Genomic DNA, 19,405 nt, shown 5'->3' with positions numbered 1-19,405 from the left:
GAGTAAGTGGTGCGGAGATAATAGCATTGGGTGTGGAAGGAAAGCGCCTGAGCTAATTCAAAGGAGAGAAGGAAGCCCAGACTAAGCCTTCCACCGGGCGATAATAGCATGTGCCAATTCCAGTTAGCAATGTTACTGAATCTGTCGTGGGTATAACGGGCGCAGCATGCAGCGCCCCTACCATGCGAGTCCGCGTTGCGTTAACCCACGCCTGTAACCTCATTACGTACAGCGAGTTAGGCGCACTGCCAACAGCCTTATTCCATTTAAGAACATCTCATGCCTTTTCGTCATTTCAGGGGGCAAATCGCACGCCGTATAGTCACCCTATCAATCTGTTATATGAAAAGGCCGTTGTGGACTATCTACCAATATTTGCCGACCTGAAACACCGCCCTGTGCTGGTGGTTGGCGGCGGCGAAGTGGCTGCACGCAAAGTCGACCTCCTGCTACGTGCCGGGGCGCAAGTGCGGATCGTGGCGCAGGCGCTCTCGGCAGAGCTGGAGCACCAACACCTGCAAGGGCGCGTTGAGTGGCTGGGGCAGAACTTTGTGCCGCAGCAGTTAGACGACGTCTTTCTGGTAATTGCCGCTACCGACGATAGCGCGCTGAACGCCGAGGTGTATGCCGAAGCGGATAAGCGCCGCGTGTTGGCTAACGTGGTGGATGACCAACCGCGCTGCTCCTTTATCTTCCCGTCGATTATCGATCGCTCACCGTTGGTGGTGGCCGTGTCATCTAGCGGCCAGGCACCGGTATTGGCGCGGATGTTACGTGAGAAGCTGGAGGCATTGCTGCCTGCCAGCCTGGGGCAGATGGCGGAACTGGCTGGAGGGTTGCGTGGCAAAGTGAAGCAACGGCTGGCTTCCATCGGGGCCAGACGCCGTTTCTGGGAGAAAACCTTCAACGGCCGTTTCGCGACTTTGGTGGCTAATGGCCAGACGGAGCAGGCGCAGCAGCAGTTGGAACAGGATTTAACGGCTTTTGCGCAGGGTAATGAGGGGGCGCAAGGTGAGATCGCACTGGTCGGGGCAGGCCCGGGCGATGTCGGCTTGTTGACCTTACGCGGGCTGCAGGTGATGCAGCAGGCCGACGTGGTGCTTTACGATCACCTGGTGAGCGAAGAGACGCTGGATTTGGTGCGTCGCGACGCCGAACGTATCTGCGTGGGCAAACGCGCCGGTGCGCACTCGGTGATCCAGGAAGAGACCAATCGGCTGCTGGTGGAACTGGCGCAGCAGGGGAAGCGGGTAGTGCGGTTAAAAGGCGGCGATCCCTTTATCTTTGGCCGGGGTGGCGAAGAGTTACAGGTGGCCGCCGCTGCCGGGATCCCTTTCCAGGTGGTGCCGGGCGTAACCGCCGCTGCAGGGGCTACGGCCTATGCCGGTATTCCGCTAACGCATCGCGATCATGCCCAAAGCGTGACCTTTATTACCGGCCATTGCCGGGACGATGACGACGGCTTGGATTGGCCCGCACTGGCGCGGGCGCGTCAGACGTTGGCGATCTACATGGGCACCATGAAGGCGGCGGATATCAGCCGCAACCTGATCGCCCATGGCCGCGATGCGGATACGCCAGTCGCCGTGATCAGCCGGGGTACGCGGGCCGATCAACAGGTGCAGACTGGCACCTTGCAACAGCTGGAACACTTAACTCGGCAGGCCCCGTTACCGGCGCTGCTGGTGATCGGTGAAGTGGTGGAGTTACATCATCAAATCGCCTGGTTTGGGCATCAATCGCAGACGGCAGTGGCAGCGCGCCCGGCCGTCGTGAATTTGGCTTAAAGGATCTGTTATGGACCAAAAACGACTCACTCATTTGCGGCAATTGGAGGCGGAGAGCATCCATATCATCCGTGAAGTGGCCGCCGAATTCGGCAATCCGGTGATGCTCTATTCCATCGGTAAAGACTCCTCGGTGATGCTGCATCTGGCGCGCAAGGCGTTCTATCCGGGTACGCTGCCGTTCCCACTGCTGCATGTGGATACCGGCTGGAAATTCAACGAAATGTACCAATTCCGCGATCGTACCGCCAAAGAGTACGGTTTCGAGCTGCTGATCCACAAAAACCCGGAAGGGGTGGCGATGGGGATTAACCCGTTTGTCCACGGCAGCGCCAAGCACACCGATATCATGAAAACCGAAGGCCTCAAGCAGGCGCTGAACAAGTACGGTTTTGACGCCGCCTTCGGTGGTGCCCGCCGCGACGAGGAGAAATCCCGTGCCAAAGAGCGTATCTACTCTTTCCGCGATCGCTTCCACCGCTGGGATCCGAAAAATCAGCGACCGGAGCTGTGGCACAACTATAACGGCCAGATCAACAAGGGCGAGAGCATCCGCGTGTTCCCGCTGTCGAACTGGACCGAGCTGGATATCTGGCAATATATCTTCCTGGAGAAGATCGACATCGTTCCGCTCTACCTGGCCAAACCACGCCCGGTGGTGGAACGTGATGGCATGCTGATGATGGTGGATGACGATCGTATCGATCTGCAACCGGGTGAAGTGATCAGCCAGCGTATGGTGCGGTTCCGTACCCTCGGCTGCTGGCCGTTGACCGGCGCGGTGGATTCTTCTGCGCAGACGCTGCCGGAGATCATCGAGGAAATGCTGGTCTCCACCACCAGCGAACGTCAGGGCCGCATGATCGACCGCGATCAGTCCGGTTCGATGGAGCTGAAAAAGCGCCAAGGGTATTTCTAAGGAGCCGCCGGAATGAACAACGTTATTGCACAACAAATCGCCGAACAGGGTGGGGTAGAAGCCTACCTGCACGCGCAGCAACACAAGAGCCTGTTGCGCTTCCTGACCTGTGGCAGCGTGGACGACGGCAAAAGCACCCTGATCGGCCGCTTGCTGCACGATACCCGCCAGATCTACGAAGATCAGCTCTCAACCTTGCATACCGACAGCAAACGCATCGGCACCCAAGGGGAGAAGCTCGATCTGGCCTTGCTGGTGGATGGCCTGCAGGCAGAACGTGAGCAGGGCATTACCATCGACGTGGCCTACCGCTATTTCTCGACCGAAAAGCGCAAATTTATCATCGCCGATACGCCGGGGCATGAGCAGTACACCCGCAATATGGCTACCGGTGCCTCGACCTGCGACTTGGCGATCCTGCTGATTGATGCGCGCAAAGGCGTGCTGGATCAGACCCGTCGCCACAGTTTTATCGCCACGCTGCTCGGCATTCGCCATCTGGTGGTGGCGGTGAACAAAATGGATCTGGTGGATTACAGCCAGGCGGTGTTTGAACAGTTCAAACAGGATTACCTGACCTTCGCCGAGCAGTTGCCCAACGACCTGGAGATTAAATTCGTCCCGTTGTCGGCACTGGACGGGGACAACGTGGCTACCCAGAGCGTCCAGATGCCTTGGTACAGCGGCCCGACGCTGCTGGAAGTGTTGGAAAGCGTGGATGTGATCAGCGAGCGTGAACATCAGCCGCTGCGCTTCCCGGTGCAATACGTCAACCGCCCGAATCTCGATTTCCGGGGTTATGCTGGTACGTTGTCTGCCGGCGTGGTTCGCGTGGGCCAGCGTATCAAGGTGCTGCCGTCTGGCGTTGAATCCACCGTGGCGCGCATCGTGACCTTTGATGGCGATCTGCAGGAGGCGGGGCCGGGTGAAGCGATCACGTTGGTGCTGAAAGACGAAGTCGATATCAGCCGGGGCGACCTGCTGGTGGATGCCAGCGAAACCCTGCAGGCCACGCAAAGCGCCTTGGCGGACGTGGTATGGATGGCAGAACAGCCGCTGTTGCCGGGCCAAAGCTACGACATCAAGATAGCCGGGAAGAAAACTCGTGCCCGCGTTGAGAGCATTCGCCATCAGGTGGAGATCAACTCGCTGGCGCAGCATCAGGCCGATGTGTTGCCTTTGAACGGCATTGGGTTGGTGGAACTGACCTTCGACGAACCGCTGGTGCTGGACGGCTATCAACAGAATCATGATACCGGCGGCCTGATCTTTATCGATCGTTTGACTAACGTCACGGTTGGCGCAGGGTTGATCCGCGAAGCCTTGCACCAGGATAATCCGGCAGCGGCGGGCAATTTCAGCGCCTTTGAACTGGAGCTGAACGCCTTGGTACGCAAGCATTTCCCACACTGGGGTGCGCGTGACCTGCTGAAGGGGAATTAACGTGGCTGAGGCTGAGTTAGCGAAAGACGAAAATGTCGTGTGGCACCCGCATGCGGTAACGCGTGCGGAGCGCGAAGCCGCGAACGGCCATCAGGGCGTGGTGCTGTGGTTTACCGGTCTGTCTGGTTCGGGTAAATCGACCGTGGCTGGTGCGCTGGAACAGGCGCTGCATCAACTGGGAGTCAGCACCTATCTGCTGGATGGCGACAATGTGCGCCACGGCCTATGCCGCGACTTGGGGTTCTCTGACGACGATCGGCGCGAGAATATCCGCCGGGTGGGCGAAGTGGCCAAGCTGATGGTGGATGCCGGGCTGGTGGTGTTGACGGCGTTTATCTCACCGCACCGTGCCGAACGGCAGATGGTGCGGGAAATGTTGGCCGAGGGGCAGTTTATCGAAGTGTTTGTCGACACCCCGCTGGCGATTTGTGAGGCTCGCGATCCGAAAGGATTGTACAAAAAGGCCCGTGCTGGTGAGCTGCGTAATTTCACCGGAATCGACTCGGTGTATGAAGCGCCGGAACGGCCGGATATCCGGCTTAATGGTGAACAATTGGTAACAAATTTGACCGCGCAATTGTTAGACCTGCTGCGTGGTCAGGCTATTATCAAACCCTGAATTCGCAAAAAGCGCGTGGCGTGATCCAGCCACGCGCTTTTTACTCTAGCAAGTCGCCGCAGAGCGAGCCAATAGACCAGGGAACGCTATGCAAAATGCCACGCCACTAGTGATTGATAGCCAACTCGAGCAAGAGGAACCCTCGTACTCCTTTTTGGGCGGCACCAGCGGCTTTGTCTTCTATTGGTTGGCGTTTACCGTGCCTTTTATGGTTTACGGCTCTAATACCTTGTTTTTCCTTCTCTATACCTGGCCGTTTTTCCTGGCTTTGATGCCGGCCTCCGTGCTGCTGGGTATCGTCTTCAGCGTGGTGCTGCGCGGGCGTTTGTTCCTCACGCTGCTGCTGACCGGTATCACCGTTATCTGCTTATTCTGGCTGGTATTCAGCTTTCTCAGTGGTTGGTAATGAAAAGGGCACGATAAAATCGCGCCCAACAGATGTCAAAGCGGTGCCGAAGGTTACAAAACTTTGCTTAAAAATGCCTGGGTGCGCGGATTGGTCGGGTTACCGAAGATGTGCTCCGGAGTGCCCTCTTCCTGAATAATCCCCTGATCGATAAACAGCACCCGGTCAGCCACTTCGCGGGCGAAGCCCATTTCATGGGTCACCACCACCATCGTCATGCCTTCAAGGGCCAGCGCCTTCATCACCGCCAACACTTCACCGACCAACTCTGGATCCAGCGCCGAGGTAGGCTCATCAAACAGCATGATTTGCGGTTCCATCGCCAATGCGCGGGCGATGGCGACACGCTGTTGCTGCCCGCCGGACAGGCTGCTGGGATAGGCATCGATCTTGTCCAGCAGGCCCACTTTATTCAGTAGTACCTCGGCACGCTCAATGGCCTCGCTGCGGGAGCGTTTTTTCACCCCCATCGGCGCCATGATGATGTTTTCCAACACCGTCATATGCGGGAACAGGTTAAAGCGTTGGAATACCATGCCCACGCTTTCACGCATCTTGTTCAGATCGGTCTTCTGGTCATGAATGGCAAAACCATTGACGTCGATCTCACCGCCCGAGAGCGTCTCCAGCGCGTTGATACAGCGCAAAAAGGTACTTTTACCGGAGCCGGAGGGGCCGATAATGCACACCACTTCTTTCGGCGCGATCTGGCAGGAGATCCCGCGCAGCACGTGGGCTTCGCCAAATTGTTTTTGCAGGTTATGTACGCGAATCACTTTTACCGAACCTTTTTTCCATGTGTTGCACCATCAGCGAGAGCAGGAAGGTGATGATCCAATAGATCACTGAAATAGTCAGATAGGGCTCCCAGTAGGTGGCGTACGCGCCGGAAACGGTACGCGCGGCATAAGCCAGATCCGCCAGACCAATCGCGGAGGCCAGGGACGAATCCTTGACGATGGCGATGGCGTTGTTGCCGAGCGGTGGCAGCATGCGGCGGAAGGCCTGCGGCAGGATCACCTTACGCATGGTTTTTCCGTAGCCCATCCCCAAGGAGCGCGAAGCCTCCATCTGGCCGCGGTCGATAGACTGGATCCCGGCACGGAAGATCTCCGAGACATAGGCACCGGCGTTCAACGTGATGGCGACTACGCAAGACAGGAAGGCACCGTAATCGGAGCGCAATGCGCGCGCGAAGTCGACGCTCATCAAGCCGTTGCTGACCAGCAGGCCATCACGCGGGTTGATAAACAGTGGAACCAGCGCGAAGTGGACCACCATGATTTGCACAAACAGCGGTGTGCCCCGGAAGGCGCTGATGTAGATGCGCACCGGCCATTGTACGCAATAGTGCAGGATCGGTTTCCAGATGCCGTGCGGTGCCTGCGCCAGGCGACCTAACCCGAGGAGTAGCCCCCAGGTGGTGCCCAGGATCACACAGATGATGGTACATTTGATGGTCATCCAGGCACCCTCCATAAACAGCGGAGCGTATTCCTCAATGATCTCCCAACGGAATGCTGACAAAATTTAATCCTTACGGTGGTAGTGCGAGCTTGCAGGTCATTGATACGTAGGGGCACAGTCAATTGCGCCCCTATTTACAGCCGGTTTATTCTGCTGGCAGCGTAGGGACGTTGCTGTCGAACCAGGTCTGGTAGATTTTGGCGTAGGTGCCATCGGCGATGATTTTCTTCAGGCCGCTGTTGATCTTGTTACGCAGTTCATCGTTGCCCTTGGCCACCGCAATGCCGAAATACTGGCGCTCAAACTTGGCGTCTGACACCAGCTTGAACTCTTTCTCCGGGTGGGTCTTGATATAGAACTTGGCCACGCCAACGTCACCCACGGCCGCGCCAATGCCATCTTCATACAGCTCTTGCAGCAGCAGTGGTGTGTTATCAAAACGCTTGATGGAGGTGCTGTTTTTGCCCAAGACGTCGGAAACTACGATGTCGCCGGTGCTGGAGTTAACCACGCCCACCTTCAGGGTTTTCAGCGCGTCGATGGAGTCTACTTTAGACTCTTTCGGCACCACGATAGCCTGCTCTGCCGGGAAGTATGGCGTAGAGAAGTCGACCATCTGCTTGCGCTTGTCGGTAATGGTGATGCCGGAAATGATGATGTCGCGGTCGCCAGAGTTCAGGGTGGCAAAGATGCCTTCCCACGGCGTATTCACCAGCTTCACCTGGAAACCTTCCGCTTTGGCGACGGCCTTGATCACATCGATATCAAAACCTTCCAGCTCTTTTTTGCTGTTTTCGAATTCAAACGGGCGATAGGTACCACCGGAACCGACAACATACGTCGGTTCTGCGGCAAAGGAAGCGGCGGAAAAAGTGGCCGCCAGGCAGGCACTAATCAGCACTAGACGTTTTAACATGAGCATTCCCCGAATAAGTTGAGTAAAGGTTATAACCTTCGCCTTTCAAGCTGCAGCGTTGTTACCTGCGCTTGCCCACCCCAGTCACTTACCCAAAAGTAAGCTCCTGGGGATGAGCAAGCTTGTCGCCTAGCTGCAACTTGAAATTCATTGGTTATACATTGGATTTATTTATGCACTTTAGATGCATAAAAATAAACTTACATGAATAAAAACACAACCCCTACCTGATGATGAAAATGCTAACAGTGTTAAATATGAATAATTATTTAAAAGCTGGCGTAAATGTCGGTGAAAATACCCTCAGCCCAGTTATTCTTACTGCATACTGATGTGGGGGGGGATGTGTGCACGATCTGGATGCTGATGTGTGCATGATCTGGATACTGATGTGTGCACGTTGTAGGGGCGCCGCATGCTGCGCCCGTCGATCCATGCGGCCTGCACCCGCCTGGATTTAATGCCGCTTTCAGGCGACAATCAGGCGCTAAACTCAGGTAATTCTGATTACGCTCGCTTGCCGCAGGTGAAAAGCCGCTGCTGCTGTGGAGTCAAACGGCAAGTTGTGGGATGATTAAGCGCTTTTTTTAGGGGGCGGAGATGGGAAAACTAACGCTGCTTTTGTTGGCGCTGCTTGGCTGGCTACAGTATTCACTGTGGCTGGGGAAGAATGGTATTCACGATTATGTGCGGGTCAATGAGGACGTTGCGGCTCAGCAGAGCAACAATGCCAAATTGAAAGCGCGTAACGATCAGCTGTTTGCCGAGATCGACGACCTGAACGGCGGTCAGGAAGCGATAGAAGAACGCGCACGTAATGAACTGGGCATGATCAAGCCCGGCGAGACTTTCTATCGTCTGGTGCCTGAACCTTCCGGACGCAACGCGGCGTCTGCCACACAGAACAACCCACCGAAGTAACGCATGAATCCATCCGTAGGCTCCTCCCCTCAGGTGATCGCCGTCCTGCCCGCTGCCGGTATTGGCAGCCGTATGCAGGCCGATTGCCCGAAGCAATATTTAACCATCGGCCATCAAACCATTCTTGAGCACGCCATCCACGCCTTGTTACGTCATCCGCGTATTACCCAGGTGATCGTGGCAATCAGTCCCGAAGACCAACAGTTTAAAACGCTACCGATCGCCAGCGATCCGCGGGTGTTGGTCACTGAGGGCGGGCAACAGCGCGCCGATTCGGTACTGGCCGGGCTGCAATTGGCAGGCAACGCACACTGGGTTTTGGTCCACGATGCTGCCCGCCCTTGCCTGCATCCCGACGATCTGGAGCGGTTGCTAGCGATCACGGCACACAGTAAGGTTGGCGGCATTCTTGCCGCACCGGTGCGTGATACCATGAAGCGTGCGCAGGTGGGCCAAAGCATCATCTCGCACACCGTCGAACGCCAGGATTTGTGGCATGCACAGACGCCACAGCTGTTCCCGCTGGAACTGCTTAAACTCTGCCTGCAACGCGCCCTGGATGAAGGGGCGACGGTAACCGATGAAGCCTCGGCGCTGGAACATTGCGGTTATCATCCGCTGCTGGTGGCGGGGCGTGCGGACAATATTAAAGTGACGCGGCCAGAGGATTTGGCGCTGGCCGCGTTCTATTTGACTCAGTTGAACAACTAAAGGAGCGCATCATGCGTATCGGTCACGGTTTTGATGTCCATAAATTTGGCGGCGAAGGGCCGTTGGTGATCGGCGGTGTTCGCATTCCTTATGAAAAAGGACTGCTGGCTCACTCCGATGGTGACGTGGCGCTGCATGCGGCCACCGATGCTCTGTTGGGGGCGGCGGCGTTGGGGGATATCGGCAAGCTGTTCCCGGATACCGATCCGGCCTTCAAAGGGGCGGACAGCCGCGAGCTGCTGCGTGAAGCCTGGAAACGCATTCGTGCCAAGGGCTATCGTCTGGGTAATCTGGATGTCACCATCATTGCGCAGGCACCGAAGATGGCACCGCACATTCCTCAGATGCGCATCTTCCTGGCGGAAGATCTGCAATGCCATATGGACGACGTTAACGTCAAAGCGACCACCACCGAACAGCTGGGCTTTACCGGACGTGGCGAAGGTATTGCCTGCGAAGCGGTTGCTCTGTTGATCAAGGAATAACGTATGGACATGGCTAATCTGACCTGGTTGCACGGCCAGCCAGCGGCTACCGGCGTGCTGAAAGCCAACCCGGAAGACTTTGTGGTGGTTGAGGATCTGGGTTTTACCCCAGATGGTGAAGGTGAACACCTGCTGGTGAACATCCGCAAGAACGGCTGCAACACCCAGTTTGTGGCGGACTATCTGGCGAAATTTGCCGGTATCCATGCCCGTTCGGTCAGCTATGCCGGTTTGAAAGATCGCCATGCGGTCACCGAGCAGTGGTTCTGTCTGCATCTGCCGGGGAAAGAATCTCCCGATCTCAGCCAGTTTGCGCTGGAAGGCTGCGAAGTGTTGCAGGCCGCTCGCCACCTACGCAAGCTGCGCATTGGTACGTTGAAAGGCAACGAATTCACCCTGGTGCTACGCCAGATTAGCGATCGCCAAGAGGTGGAGCAGCGTTTACAGGCCATCGCGGCAAGCGGCGTGCCGAACTACTTCGGTAGCCAGCGCTTTGGCCGTGGCGGTAATAACCTGACGATGGCGCGCCGCTGGGCCAACGATGAGATCCGGGTCAAGGAGCGCAGCAAACGCAGCTTCTACCTGTCTGCCAGCCGTAGCGCGTTGTTCAACCTCATTACCAGCCAGCGCTTGGCTAACCAACAGCAGCAAACGGTGCTGGAAGGGGATGCGTTGCAGCTTGCCGGGCGTGGTAGCTGGTTCGTGGCCAAAGCGGAAGAGTTAGCCACCCTGCAACAACGGCTGGATGCGGGTGAACTGATGATCACCGCTCCGTTACCGGGGGATGGTGAGCCGGGAACCGCCGCAGAGGTGCTGGAGTTTGAACAAAGTTGCCTGGCGCAGCAGCCGGAATTGCTGAGTCTGTTAAAGCGTGAGCGCGTAGAGCCTGCACGACGGGCCTTGCTGCTACAGCCGCAGAAAATGCAGTGGAACTGGTGGGATGATGCCACCGTGGAATTACGTTTCTGGTTACCGGCAGGCAGTTTCGCTACCAGCGTGGTACGCGAAATAATGCAATTGGTTAGCAGTGACACGGATATTGCCGAGTAGCCGTTAGCTTAATCAATTTTTGCTTTCTCGTTCAGGCAGAGGGGAACTCTGCCTGAACTGAATAAGACAGCGAAAATGCTGTCACCGTCCTGGCTTACCAAGCTAATTTCCCCCGTATTGCGCCATTGATTAAAACCTCATCTTCTAATTCACCTTAAATATTATAATTTGTTTATTTCTGTTTGTTATAATTAAAAATTATCTTATTTATTATCATTGACTTACTGAGTCCTTTATTCTTGTTGTTATTATTATAATTATTAAGTTGATCTGCGTGCTCATTGGTTTTTATACTTGCTGCGAATTTTACGAGACTAAGCGTGGCTGGAGTTGGCTGTGTTTTAAAGTTTGATATAAGAGACTCTCATTACGGATTAATCATGAAGCTCAATATTATTAAACGCCTGAGTGGTGTTGCTATTTTTTGTTTTTTACCAGGTTGTGTATTGGCCAATATGAGCGTTTATCCTATGGAAATCGGGATCGGCGAAACCGGAGCCGCTCAAATAAGGGTTATATCCCAAAGCGATGGGGTGCAATTCGTCAAGGTAACAGAAAAACAAATACTGAATCCTGGCACTAAACAAGAACAGGAAGCAAGCGTTGAGCAATTTGGACAAAGCTCGCTGGTGATAACGCCGCAAAAACTGGCTATTTCGGCAGGTAGCCAACGCCTGGTACGGCTGGTTGCCCTGGAGTTACCGGAAAAGGAAACCACCTGGCGAGTCTATTTTGAAGGCGTGCCGGAATTAGAAGATAACGCCGCTGCTGCCAGCCCACAAATGACCACGACCAAGGTGGGTATCAACCTGGTGTGGGGGGCATTAGTCCACGTTGCACCTAAAAAGGTCGTTACCAGCCTGACGCTGGATGCAAAGCGTGGCCAGGTTATCAATGATGGTACGTTGCGTATTCCGCTACGAGAGGTGGGGGTTTGTGACCAGGGTGGTGTTTGCGACTGGAAAAAAGAAACCACCACGGTATATCCCGGTACCGAGCTTAAAATTGCCTCGCTCATGGTAAAGCCCGGGAAGAAATATAAGGCGCGTTATTTTAACTGGCTTAAGAAGCGCGTTGAAGAAATTGATTTGTCTGTAAAGAGTTAAATGTGGAGTCAAATCATGTATAGCCCCGGTTGTATGGGGTGAGTAAAGTTGGATGTTATTTATAAAATAAAATGGAGATTTTATGAAAAAGTTTATTAAACCACTGCTGATCGTTTCAACCATGGCTGCCGTATTTTCAGCTCAGGCAGTACAGAAAGATATTACTGTGAATGCCAACGTGGATGCGACGATTGATATGACGCAACCTGATAATACCGGTTTGCCAAGCAGCATCGATATGCAGTATTTGCCAGGCAAAGGCCTGACGCCTTTTAACCTGAACACCAAGGTCTGGTCTAACAACGCTACCGCTGGTGTTAACGTTCGCCTGGTTAGAGCGGCAAGCCTGGCGGATGTCAATGGGGCTAACAAGATCCCATTGACCGTAAGCCTGGGTGAAACGGTACTGACCACCACCAACCAACTGCTGGAAGCGGCGACCCTGTTCCCTGCGGGCATCGAAAATGGTTCAGACGTTCTGCCGCTGCGTTTTGCGCAGACCACGCAAGGCACTATCGCCACTGGCACCTACAGCGGCATTGTCAGCCTGGTGGTGACTCAGGCGACCAAGGCTCCTTAAGGCTGCCCAATTCAAAAGTTTTATTCATATCTTGTGGGGCTTTTTAGCCCCACTTTCTATCAGGGATGAACAATGGCTTTTCGCGCTCGCCTATCCGCAGGGTTGTTGGTAGGCCTTATGATTATGCAACACGATTTGTCGGCTACCCCTAAAATTCCACCAGGCTTTGAGTCCTTGGCACAAGGGCAGCTTGTTTGGGTCGATGTTTCCCTCTATGGCCAGTCTCTCGGGCTTTATGAAGCCAATATTAATCTGGAACAGGTTGTCTTCATAAAGCCAGCGGAACTGGCTGATGCCGTGAAGCAGCAATTCAACGACGATCCTGAACTGGGTGCACAACTGATGACTGCGTTGGTGCAACCGCTCGCGCGTAACGGCAACCTTGCCTGCAGCGGTAACGGTAATGCGCCAAGCTGTGACTATCTGGAAACCCAGACGGTTGGCATCATCTATGACGAGAATAATTCCCGGGTTAACCTGTTCCTTGACCGTCGGTATCTCCCGAAAAAAGCGGCCGGTAGCGGTTTCTATCAGGCGACGGCAGAAAGTGAAAATGCGCTGATCCATCAGCAAAACCTCAATTTTGTTGCGGATGAAAACTATCAGTCATTGTCGCTTCAGGGCACTGGCTCACTGGGCGTCACTGAAAATGGCTATCTTAACGCCGACTGGTTCTATACGGGGCAGCGCTATCGCCATAGCAATCATCAGCAGATAGAGATGAACAATGCCTATTTTCGACAGGACCTGTGGAAAAGCCTCTATCTGCAAGGCGGCATGATGGACTCCCGCGATATCTTCAGCAATGCGGGGGGTAACATCAACCTGAGTCAATTGCCGATTGGCAAAATCCGCGGGCTACGGACAGGCTCGACCACGGCTTGGGTCAACCAGAGCCAGGTTTCCCGGGGGACCCCGGTTTCGGTCTTCCTATCGCGCAACGCTCGCATCGACGCCTATCGTGACGAACAGTTACTGTCATCCTTTTATCTGAACGCCGGGGCACAGGAGCTGGATACGCGCACCTTCCCCAGCGGCAGCTATACCGTCACGCTGCGGATCTATGAGGATAACCAGTTGGTCAGGACAGAAACCGTCCCTTATACCAACACCGGTGTGGCTCAGCTCAATGGTCCTCAGTGGTTCCTGCAAGCCGGGGTTGAGGTAGACCGCGATACGCATCCTGCGGCGGGCGATCGGCAGGTGGTGCAAGGCGGGCTGCGCATTCCGTTGACCGATACGCTGTCGCTGACGGCGGGGAGCACGGTATTGAGCGACGTACACTACTGGGAAGGGGCGGCAGACTGGAGCCACGGTTTTAACAGTGGCCCGCTGGATGGCGTCATGACGGTTCGCGCCAGTTATCTGGCCGGCAGCGAGGGAACGCGGGGAAATATTCAGCAAATTAACTATAACGACGGATTCTCATTGAGTTTCTATCGCTCGGCCCTCTCGGTGCCTGACTGCGATTCTCAACAGAGAAACTATGGCTTTAGCGGTTGTTACCAGAGTTCCAACCTGATGTTTTCAGTCCCGCTCGCGCAGTGGTTCGCCAATATTGGCTACTCGCTTAACAGCAGCGGCGGGCGTTACCGCTATCGCAGTGAACTGCCCGACAATGATGATCACCATCTGGACGCAGCCCCTTGGGAGCAGATCTACACGACGCGTTCGCGCAGTCAAACCTGGCAGATGGGGATCAGCCGTTCCTTTGCGTTCAACGACATTAACATCAACAGCGGAGTCAGTGCTTTCAGGCGTCACGACAGCGGCCAGCAGGGAACCGACAAAGGCGGCTACCTCACCGTCAGCCTATCGTTCTCTGGGCGCCGTGGCGGTGCCACTAACAGCAATACCTCTCTGGGCGCCAACTATCGCAATAGCCAGCGTGGGGAAGGGCAACTCAGTTATAACGCCAACTACAGCCGCTATATGGACGAGAGTGGGCAAAATGAGCTGGGAGCTTCGATATATGGCGTCAATAGCCAGACCCTGACCGCAGCAACCTACGCCCGTGCCGGTGGGCAGTACGGTAACGGCAGTTTCGCCGTCAGTGATGCCTATGACAAGGTAGCGAACCGGCACACGCTCAGCAGCAGTGGCAGTTATAGCTCCTCTTTACTGGTCGATCGCAGCGGACTTTATTGGGGACGTTGGGGGGATGGCCGCCCGGCCTCCGCGATCACGGTTGGAGTGGACGCAGGCGAAGAGAGCCGTGCCGCGTTGATCAGCGTAGCGGTAGACGGCAGCGGTCAGACGGATGTGCGCAGCAACAGCCGGGCACTGTTTACCGTACCGGGCTATCAGCCAACCACCTTTGATATCAACGAATCACTGAGCGCGCCAGCCGGTATCAGCAGTGAGATCCGCCGAGGGGCGGGAACGCGTACGGCGTTTATGGTGCCGGGGAAAGTGCTGCGGCGGGAAATAGAGGTGACTTCGCGCTACACCTGGTTGGGCAGAATGCTGGATGAGCAGGATAGGCCTTTGGTTAACGGCATCCCTCTTAACGTGCTGTCCTGGACGCCACTGGGTGAAGGTGGCTTTAGCCTGGAAACCACCCGGCCGATGAAGCAGCTGTATCTGATGCGTGGCTCACAGTTCTATCAGTGTGCCATGAAAGTGCAGGCCATGCGTGACGTGGTACGTTATGTCGGTACTACCCGCTGTGCCGGGGTGACCCTAGCTAACATACCGCCAGCTGAGCAGAAGCAGGCGCAATTGATGACCGTGCGGCAGGGCCATGGCTCTGGGGTACCGGTGGCGATGAAAACAAACTAGGTAGTGATATATGTTATTGAAAATAATCAGCGGTTTTAATTTTATCATTGCAGGAGCCATTAACCCTTTTAACCTGTGCGTTATGCTAGGGGGGCTGAGCGTACAGGCGTACGGTGCCAGTATCGCCCCGCAGGCACAGAATACCAAGGTCAATGTGACCTACGATCGCATGAGCCTGCCAGCAAATATCTATATCTGGGATCAGGCATTCGGCGGGAGTACTGATAGTGGCGAATGTTCGACGGCTGTTGATTGCAAAGACAAGGATGTTCTTAACTCCCTAACGTGCTATTCCGAGACCGATCCAACCAATGGTGCCTGCCAAGTAAAATTGTGGTGGTGGGATAGTGCTTTCAATAATAATTCGAAAACTCTGACGCTGCGCTTTACTCACAGCAGTGGAAAGACCAAAGATTTACTGGTCACCTCTATTAAAGCTACGGGTAAATTTAGTTCCTGGATCACCGGCACCAGTGTGGGTTCCCAGGGATTCAGTACTTTTATTCCCGCCTCCGAGTTGAACAAACTATCTGATGCCGGTGTTTGGCGCGCTGAACTCAAGATGCAGGTGAAAGCTTGGGATGATTGCAGTGCATCTGCCTACGGCTGCCCAGGCATTTTCCGCGTTACCTGGAAGGCGAGTCTGGCTCTTAACGTGACGGATTATGGTAACCAACAGATTTACCTACCCGCTTTTCCGACTTCGGCACCGGTTATCAACCTGAATCTGAATACCCGGCCGGGAGTCGGCGCGGGTAAGAGCGTCAGCGGCAGTACTGGCCTGGATATGTGCCTCTACGATGGTAACGACTCGGCCAGTAACCGTATCAGCCTGCTGTTGCAGGACGAAGGGGACACGGCTCCCGATCGCATCAAGGGGCAGTTTTCACTGTATCGCCGTGGCGGTGATAAAGCCAAGGCGCGTGACCGGCTGGACTACCAGGTCAGCGTGATCAATCCCACCACCGGGGCAGTGCAAGAGATCGCTAACGGCAAAGAGGTCATCTGGAGCGATACCAATCGCCGCAATATCCAGCGGCCGGTGGTGTTACCTGGCGGCGGTGCCCCGGCACTTTGCGTGCCGGCCCCGTTGACCCTGACAACGCCAGCCTTCTCAATGGCGGATAAAACGGCGGGGGATTACACCGGCAAGCTGCGCGTTGTTTATATGCCCACGACCCAATAGTCTGGAGGGGCGAACTCGTCGGCCCTCACCCTACCTCAGGTGCCTCCTTTACCTAGAGGGCTAACCTGCCCCGTTTGCCACTGATGACCGTTGAATTGTATAGTAGATCGCATAGCTGGCTGTTTTGGCTAATACTATCAGCATCAGCGAGGCAAGCCTTGCTGTACCACGCAAGTCATAATGGGTAACACGGCGGGTTGGGCTTACTATTGAAAATATTATTAAAAACAGATAGATGTAAAAAAATAGGGCACAACCCTCGTTTTATCGCTTTCAGCAAGAAAGTTGTTTAACGACAATATGAGAATACTCCTAAGCAACGACGACGGCGTTAGCGCCCCGGGTATCCAGATACTGGCGGCGGCGTTACGTGAATTCGCCGAAGTGCAGGTAGTGGCCCCCGATCGTAACCGCAGTGGTTCCTCCAATGCGCTGACGCTGGAGTCGCCGCTGCGTACTCTGACGTTGCCCAACGGCGATATTGCCGTGCAGCAGGGCACTCCGACGGACTGTGTCTACCTTGGCGTTAACGAACTGATGCTACCAGCACCGGAGATCGTGGTGTCCGGTATTAACGCTGGGCCAAACCTCGGTGATGACGTTATCTATTCCGGCACGGTGGCTGCCGCGATGGAAGGCCGCCATCTGGGGCTGCCCGCGTTGGCGGTGTCGCTCAATGGTCATCAGCATTATGAGACGGCGGCGGTAGTCACCTGCCGTATTTTGCGCGCGCTGCAACAAGAAGCGCTTCGTACCGGTAAAATCCTGAATATCAATGTCCCTGATTTACCGTTGGCGGAAATTAAAGGGATACGCGTGACTCGCTGTGGCAGCCGGCATCCCGCCGATAAAGTGTTTAGCCAACCGGATCCGCGTGGCCAAATGCTGTATTGGATCGGGCCGCCGGGTGATAAATTCGATGCGGGCCCAGACACGGATTTTGCCGCCGTGGAGCAGGGCTACGTGTCGGTCACGCCTTTGCAGGTGGATTTGACCGCCTACGGGGCGCAAGATGTGCTATCAAAATGGTTAACCAAAGCAGAGGTTAGCGGGGAATGGTGAACAAACGCATACAAACGCTGCTGGCACAGCTACGCCAGCAGGGGATCAGGGACGAACGGCTGCTCAAGGCAATCGAGAACGTACCGCGTGAGCGTTTTGTTGATGAAGCATTAGCCCATAAAGCCTATGAGAACACGGCCCTGCCGATTGGTTCGGGGCAGACGATTTCTCAGCCTTATATGGTCGCGCGCATGACCGAGCTGCTGAACCTGCAGCCGAACTCACGCGTGCTGGAGATTGGCACCGGTTCGGGTTATCAGACCGCGATCCTGGCGCATATGGTGCAGCATGTCTGCTCTGTTGAACGCATCAAAGGGCTACAGTGGCAGGCCAAGCGTCGCCTCAAGCAGTTGGACCTGCATAATGTATCGACCCGCCATGGCGACGGTTGGCAAGGCTGGGGCTCGCGTGGACCATTTGATGCGATCATCGTGACGGCCGCGCCGCCGGAGATCCCGCAGGCGTTGATGCAGCAGTTGGACGACGGTGGCATTTTAGTGTTGCCGGTGGGCGAACAGGCTCAGGTACTGCAATGCATTCAGCGGCGGGGCGGTGAGTTTTCCATCGATACCGTTGAAGCGGTGCGATTCGTTCCCTTGGTGAAGGGTGAACTGGCTTAGCCGATCGGTCATAAAGGTGGATAACAGACTTGTAGGGGCGCTGCATGCTGAGCCCGTCTACCATGGTCATCAAGCTGAATAATATTAATTTTCAATAGAATTGTTCCAGTATGCAGTTGTCTTATGGCGTGATCGTGCCAATGTGGCTAGCATTGGCGCCACGGTTTTTTAGCTCCCTGGTGGGTGATCTTCTGGTTTTCAGGGATCGGCCAGGGAAACCTTATGCTGTAGAACGATAAAGCTCGGCTACGATGTATAAGGTATTTTTTGATATTGCTGTCATGGGGGAAGCATGAGCACGGGAAGCCCAATGAGTTCTTTACGCCGAGTTGCGGTGTGTACGATGTTAAGTGTGTGGTTAGTTGGCTGTTCGGATAAAAATTCTACCTCAGCACCTATCAGCAGCGTCGGCGGTGGTGGAGCTGCCGCATCGGCTAACGCCGGTGGTGGTAACGCATCACAGCAGGGGCGTATTGTTTACAACCGTAGCTATAACTCGATCCCTAAAGGGAGCTACAACGGTGGTAGCAGCTATACCGTTAAACGTGGCGACACGCTGTTCTATATTGCCTGGATCACCGGCAACGATTTCCGCGATCTGGCCCAACGCAACAATATTCCGCAGCCATACAGCCTGGAAGTCGGCCAAACCCTGCAACTGGGGAGTGGTTCTGCCAACGGCGGCGGTGGGATGTTAGCTGGCGGTAATGGTACGGTGTCAAAACCGCCTTCTACCACTCAGATACAAACTGTAACGGTTGATTCTCAATCAACGAACGCGTATTCTGATAACTCGAGTAAACAGAATGTAGGTAAAATGTTACCTACATCAGGAGCCGTTGTGGCAGGCTCAGCCGCAGCTCCTGTTACCGCACCAGCCGCTACGCCACCGGCGAGCAGCACCGCCAGCAACAGCGCCCCAGTTAGCACCTGGAAATGGCCAACTGACGGTAAGATCATCGATAACTTCTCCTCATCGGAAGGTGGGAACAAAGGCATCGATATCTCTGGTTCCCGTGGGCAGCCGATTGTCGCTACCGCCGATGGCCGTGTAGTGTATGCAGGCAACGCTTTACGGGGTTACGGTAATCTAATCATCATCAAACACAACGATGATTACTTGAGTGCCTACGCCCATAACGACACCATGCTGGTCCGGGAACAACAAGAAGTTAAGGCGGGGCAGAAAATAGCAACGATGGGAAGCACCGGAACCAGTTCAGTACGTTTGCATTTCGAGATTCGTTACAAGGGGAAATCCGTAAACCCGCTGCGTTATCTTCCGCAGCGATAGATTGGGCAGAATGCGCTGTATTCTGCTCGCGGTATCACGGGTAGGAGCCGCT

The 19,405-nt window shown here is 55.0% G+C and carries 19 protein-coding genes; 16 read left to right on the top strand and 3 right to left on the bottom strand.

From position 1 onward, the window contains the following. Positions 1-356: 356 nt before the first annotated feature. From cysG to ACMV5I_RS03950, 5 genes are all read left to right on the top strand, one after another. The gene (gene cysG / locus ACMV5I_RS03970) at positions 357-1,787 is read left to right on the top strand and encodes a siroheme synthase CysG (RefSeq protein ID WP_121608744.1); all 1,431 of its coding nucleotides are present in this window, start codon (positions 357-359) and stop codon (positions 1,785-1,787) included. A 10-nt stretch (positions 1,788-1,797) separates the two neighbouring features. After that, complete coding sequence (gene cysD / locus ACMV5I_RS03965; protein ID WP_024485711.1) at positions 1,798-2,706, top strand: sulfate adenylyltransferase subunit CysD; 909 nt, start codon at positions 1,798-1,800, stop codon at positions 2,704-2,706. A 12-nt stretch (positions 2,707-2,718) separates the two neighbouring features. Then, complete coding sequence (cysN, locus tag ACMV5I_RS03960; protein WP_414823729.1) at positions 2,719-4,149, top strand: sulfate adenylyltransferase subunit CysN; 1,431 nt, start codon at positions 2,719-2,721, stop codon at positions 4,147-4,149. A gap of 1 nt (position 4,150) precedes the next feature. Further along, positions 4,151-4,768 carry an adenylyl-sulfate kinase gene (gene cysC, locus ACMV5I_RS03955; protein WP_024485713.1) on the top strand — a complete coding sequence of 206 codons (618 nt, stop codon included), beginning with the start codon at positions 4,151-4,153 and terminating at the stop codon, positions 4,766-4,768. An 88-nt stretch (positions 4,769-4,856) separates the two neighbouring features. Next, positions 4,857-5,174 carry a DUF3561 family protein gene (locus ACMV5I_RS03950; RefSeq protein ID WP_024485714.1) on the top strand — a complete coding sequence of 106 codons (318 nt, stop codon included), beginning with the start codon at positions 4,857-4,859 and terminating at the stop codon, positions 5,172-5,174. Between the two features lie 53 nt (positions 5,175-5,227). On the opposite strand, the gene ACMV5I_RS03945 is transcribed toward ACMV5I_RS03950, so the two are convergent. The 3 genes from ACMV5I_RS03945 to ACMV5I_RS03935 all read right to left on the bottom strand — a co-directional run bounded on the left by ACMV5I_RS03945 (position 5,228) and on the right by ACMV5I_RS03935 (position 7,557). Then, on the bottom strand, positions 5,228-5,950 hold the full coding sequence (locus ACMV5I_RS03945; protein WP_414823728.1) for an amino acid ABC transporter ATP-binding protein: 723 nt from the start codon (positions 5,948-5,950) through the stop codon (positions 5,228-5,230). Then, entirely contained in the window at positions 5,934-6,701 is a 768-nt protein-coding gene (locus ACMV5I_RS03940) for an amino acid ABC transporter permease (RefSeq protein ID WP_024485716.1), read from the bottom strand. The genes ACMV5I_RS03945 and ACMV5I_RS03940 overlap by 17 nt, the downstream gene beginning before the upstream one ends. A gap of 85 nt (positions 6,702-6,786) precedes the next feature. Continuing rightward, complete coding sequence (locus tag ACMV5I_RS03935; protein WP_024485717.1) at positions 6,787-7,557, bottom strand: basic amino acid ABC transporter substrate-binding protein; 771 nt, start codon at positions 7,555-7,557, stop codon at positions 6,787-6,789. 600 nt (positions 7,558-8,157) lie between these two features. Here ACMV5I_RS03935 and ftsB point away from each other — a divergent pair. From ftsB to nlpD, 11 genes are all read left to right on the top strand, one after another. Further along, positions 8,158-8,478: a cell division protein FtsB gene (ftsB, locus tag ACMV5I_RS03930; protein ID WP_024485718.1), complete on the top strand. Its 321-nt coding sequence runs from the start codon at positions 8,158-8,160 to the stop codon at positions 8,476-8,478. A 3-nt stretch (positions 8,479-8,481) separates the two neighbouring features. Continuing rightward, entirely contained in the window at positions 8,482-9,189 is a 708-nt protein-coding gene (gene ispD / locus ACMV5I_RS03925; protein WP_202728421.1) for a 2-C-methyl-D-erythritol 4-phosphate cytidylyltransferase, read from the top strand. 11 nt (positions 9,190-9,200) lie between these two features. Further along, entirely contained in the window at positions 9,201-9,674 is a 474-nt protein-coding gene (gene ispF, locus ACMV5I_RS03920) for a 2-C-methyl-D-erythritol 2,4-cyclodiphosphate synthase (protein ID WP_021179414.1), read from the top strand. Between the two features lie 3 nt (positions 9,675-9,677). Next, the gene (gene truD / locus ACMV5I_RS03915; RefSeq protein WP_414823727.1) at positions 9,678-10,724 is read left to right on the top strand and encodes a tRNA pseudouridine(13) synthase TruD; all 1,047 of its coding nucleotides are present in this window, start codon (positions 9,678-9,680) and stop codon (positions 10,722-10,724) included. Between the two features lie 380 nt (positions 10,725-11,104). Then, positions 11,105-11,830 (top strand): fimbrial protein, encoded by a 726-nt coding sequence (locus ACMV5I_RS03910; protein WP_202671543.1) that lies wholly within the window; start codon positions 11,105-11,107, stop codon positions 11,828-11,830. Positions 11,831-11,912: 82 nt separating this feature from the next. After that, the gene (locus ACMV5I_RS03905) at positions 11,913-12,410 is read left to right on the top strand and encodes a CS1 type fimbrial major subunit (RefSeq protein ID WP_202728419.1); all 498 of its coding nucleotides are present in this window, start codon (positions 11,913-11,915) and stop codon (positions 12,408-12,410) included. A 117-nt stretch (positions 12,411-12,527) separates the two neighbouring features. Further along, positions 12,528-15,191, top strand: coding sequence for a TcfC E-set like domain-containing protein (locus ACMV5I_RS03900; RefSeq protein ID WP_414823726.1), 2,664 nt, complete (start codon positions 12,528-12,530; stop codon positions 15,189-15,191). A 10-nt stretch (positions 15,192-15,201) separates the two neighbouring features. Then, positions 15,202-16,377, top strand: coding sequence for a CfaE/CblD family pilus tip adhesin (locus ACMV5I_RS03895; RefSeq protein WP_414823725.1), 1,176 nt, complete (start codon positions 15,202-15,204; stop codon positions 16,375-16,377). 300 nt (positions 16,378-16,677) lie between these two features. Further along, positions 16,678-17,439 carry a 5'/3'-nucleotidase SurE gene (gene surE, locus ACMV5I_RS03890; RefSeq protein WP_414823724.1) on the top strand — a complete coding sequence of 254 codons (762 nt, stop codon included), beginning with the start codon at positions 16,678-16,680 and terminating at the stop codon, positions 17,437-17,439. Then, entirely contained in the window at positions 17,433-18,059 is a 627-nt protein-coding gene (locus ACMV5I_RS03885; RefSeq protein WP_024484091.1) for a protein-L-isoaspartate(D-aspartate) O-methyltransferase, read from the top strand. Before surE ends, ACMV5I_RS03885 begins: the two co-directional genes overlap by 7 nt. A 310-nt stretch (positions 18,060-18,369) precedes the next feature. After that, positions 18,370-19,353: a murein hydrolase activator NlpD gene (gene nlpD, locus ACMV5I_RS03880; protein WP_261245849.1), complete on the top strand. Its 984-nt coding sequence runs from the start codon at positions 18,370-18,372 to the stop codon at positions 19,351-19,353. Positions 19,354-19,405 lie beyond the last annotated feature (52 nt).

The sequence above is a fragment of the Serratia sp. T13T92 genome (assembly GCF_047530105.1).
In the GTDB taxonomy this organism is placed as follows: Bacteria; Pseudomonadota; Gammaproteobacteria; order Enterobacterales; family Enterobacteriaceae; genus Chania; species Chania fonticola.
This window is presented reverse-complemented; position numbering and strand designations above follow the sequence as displayed.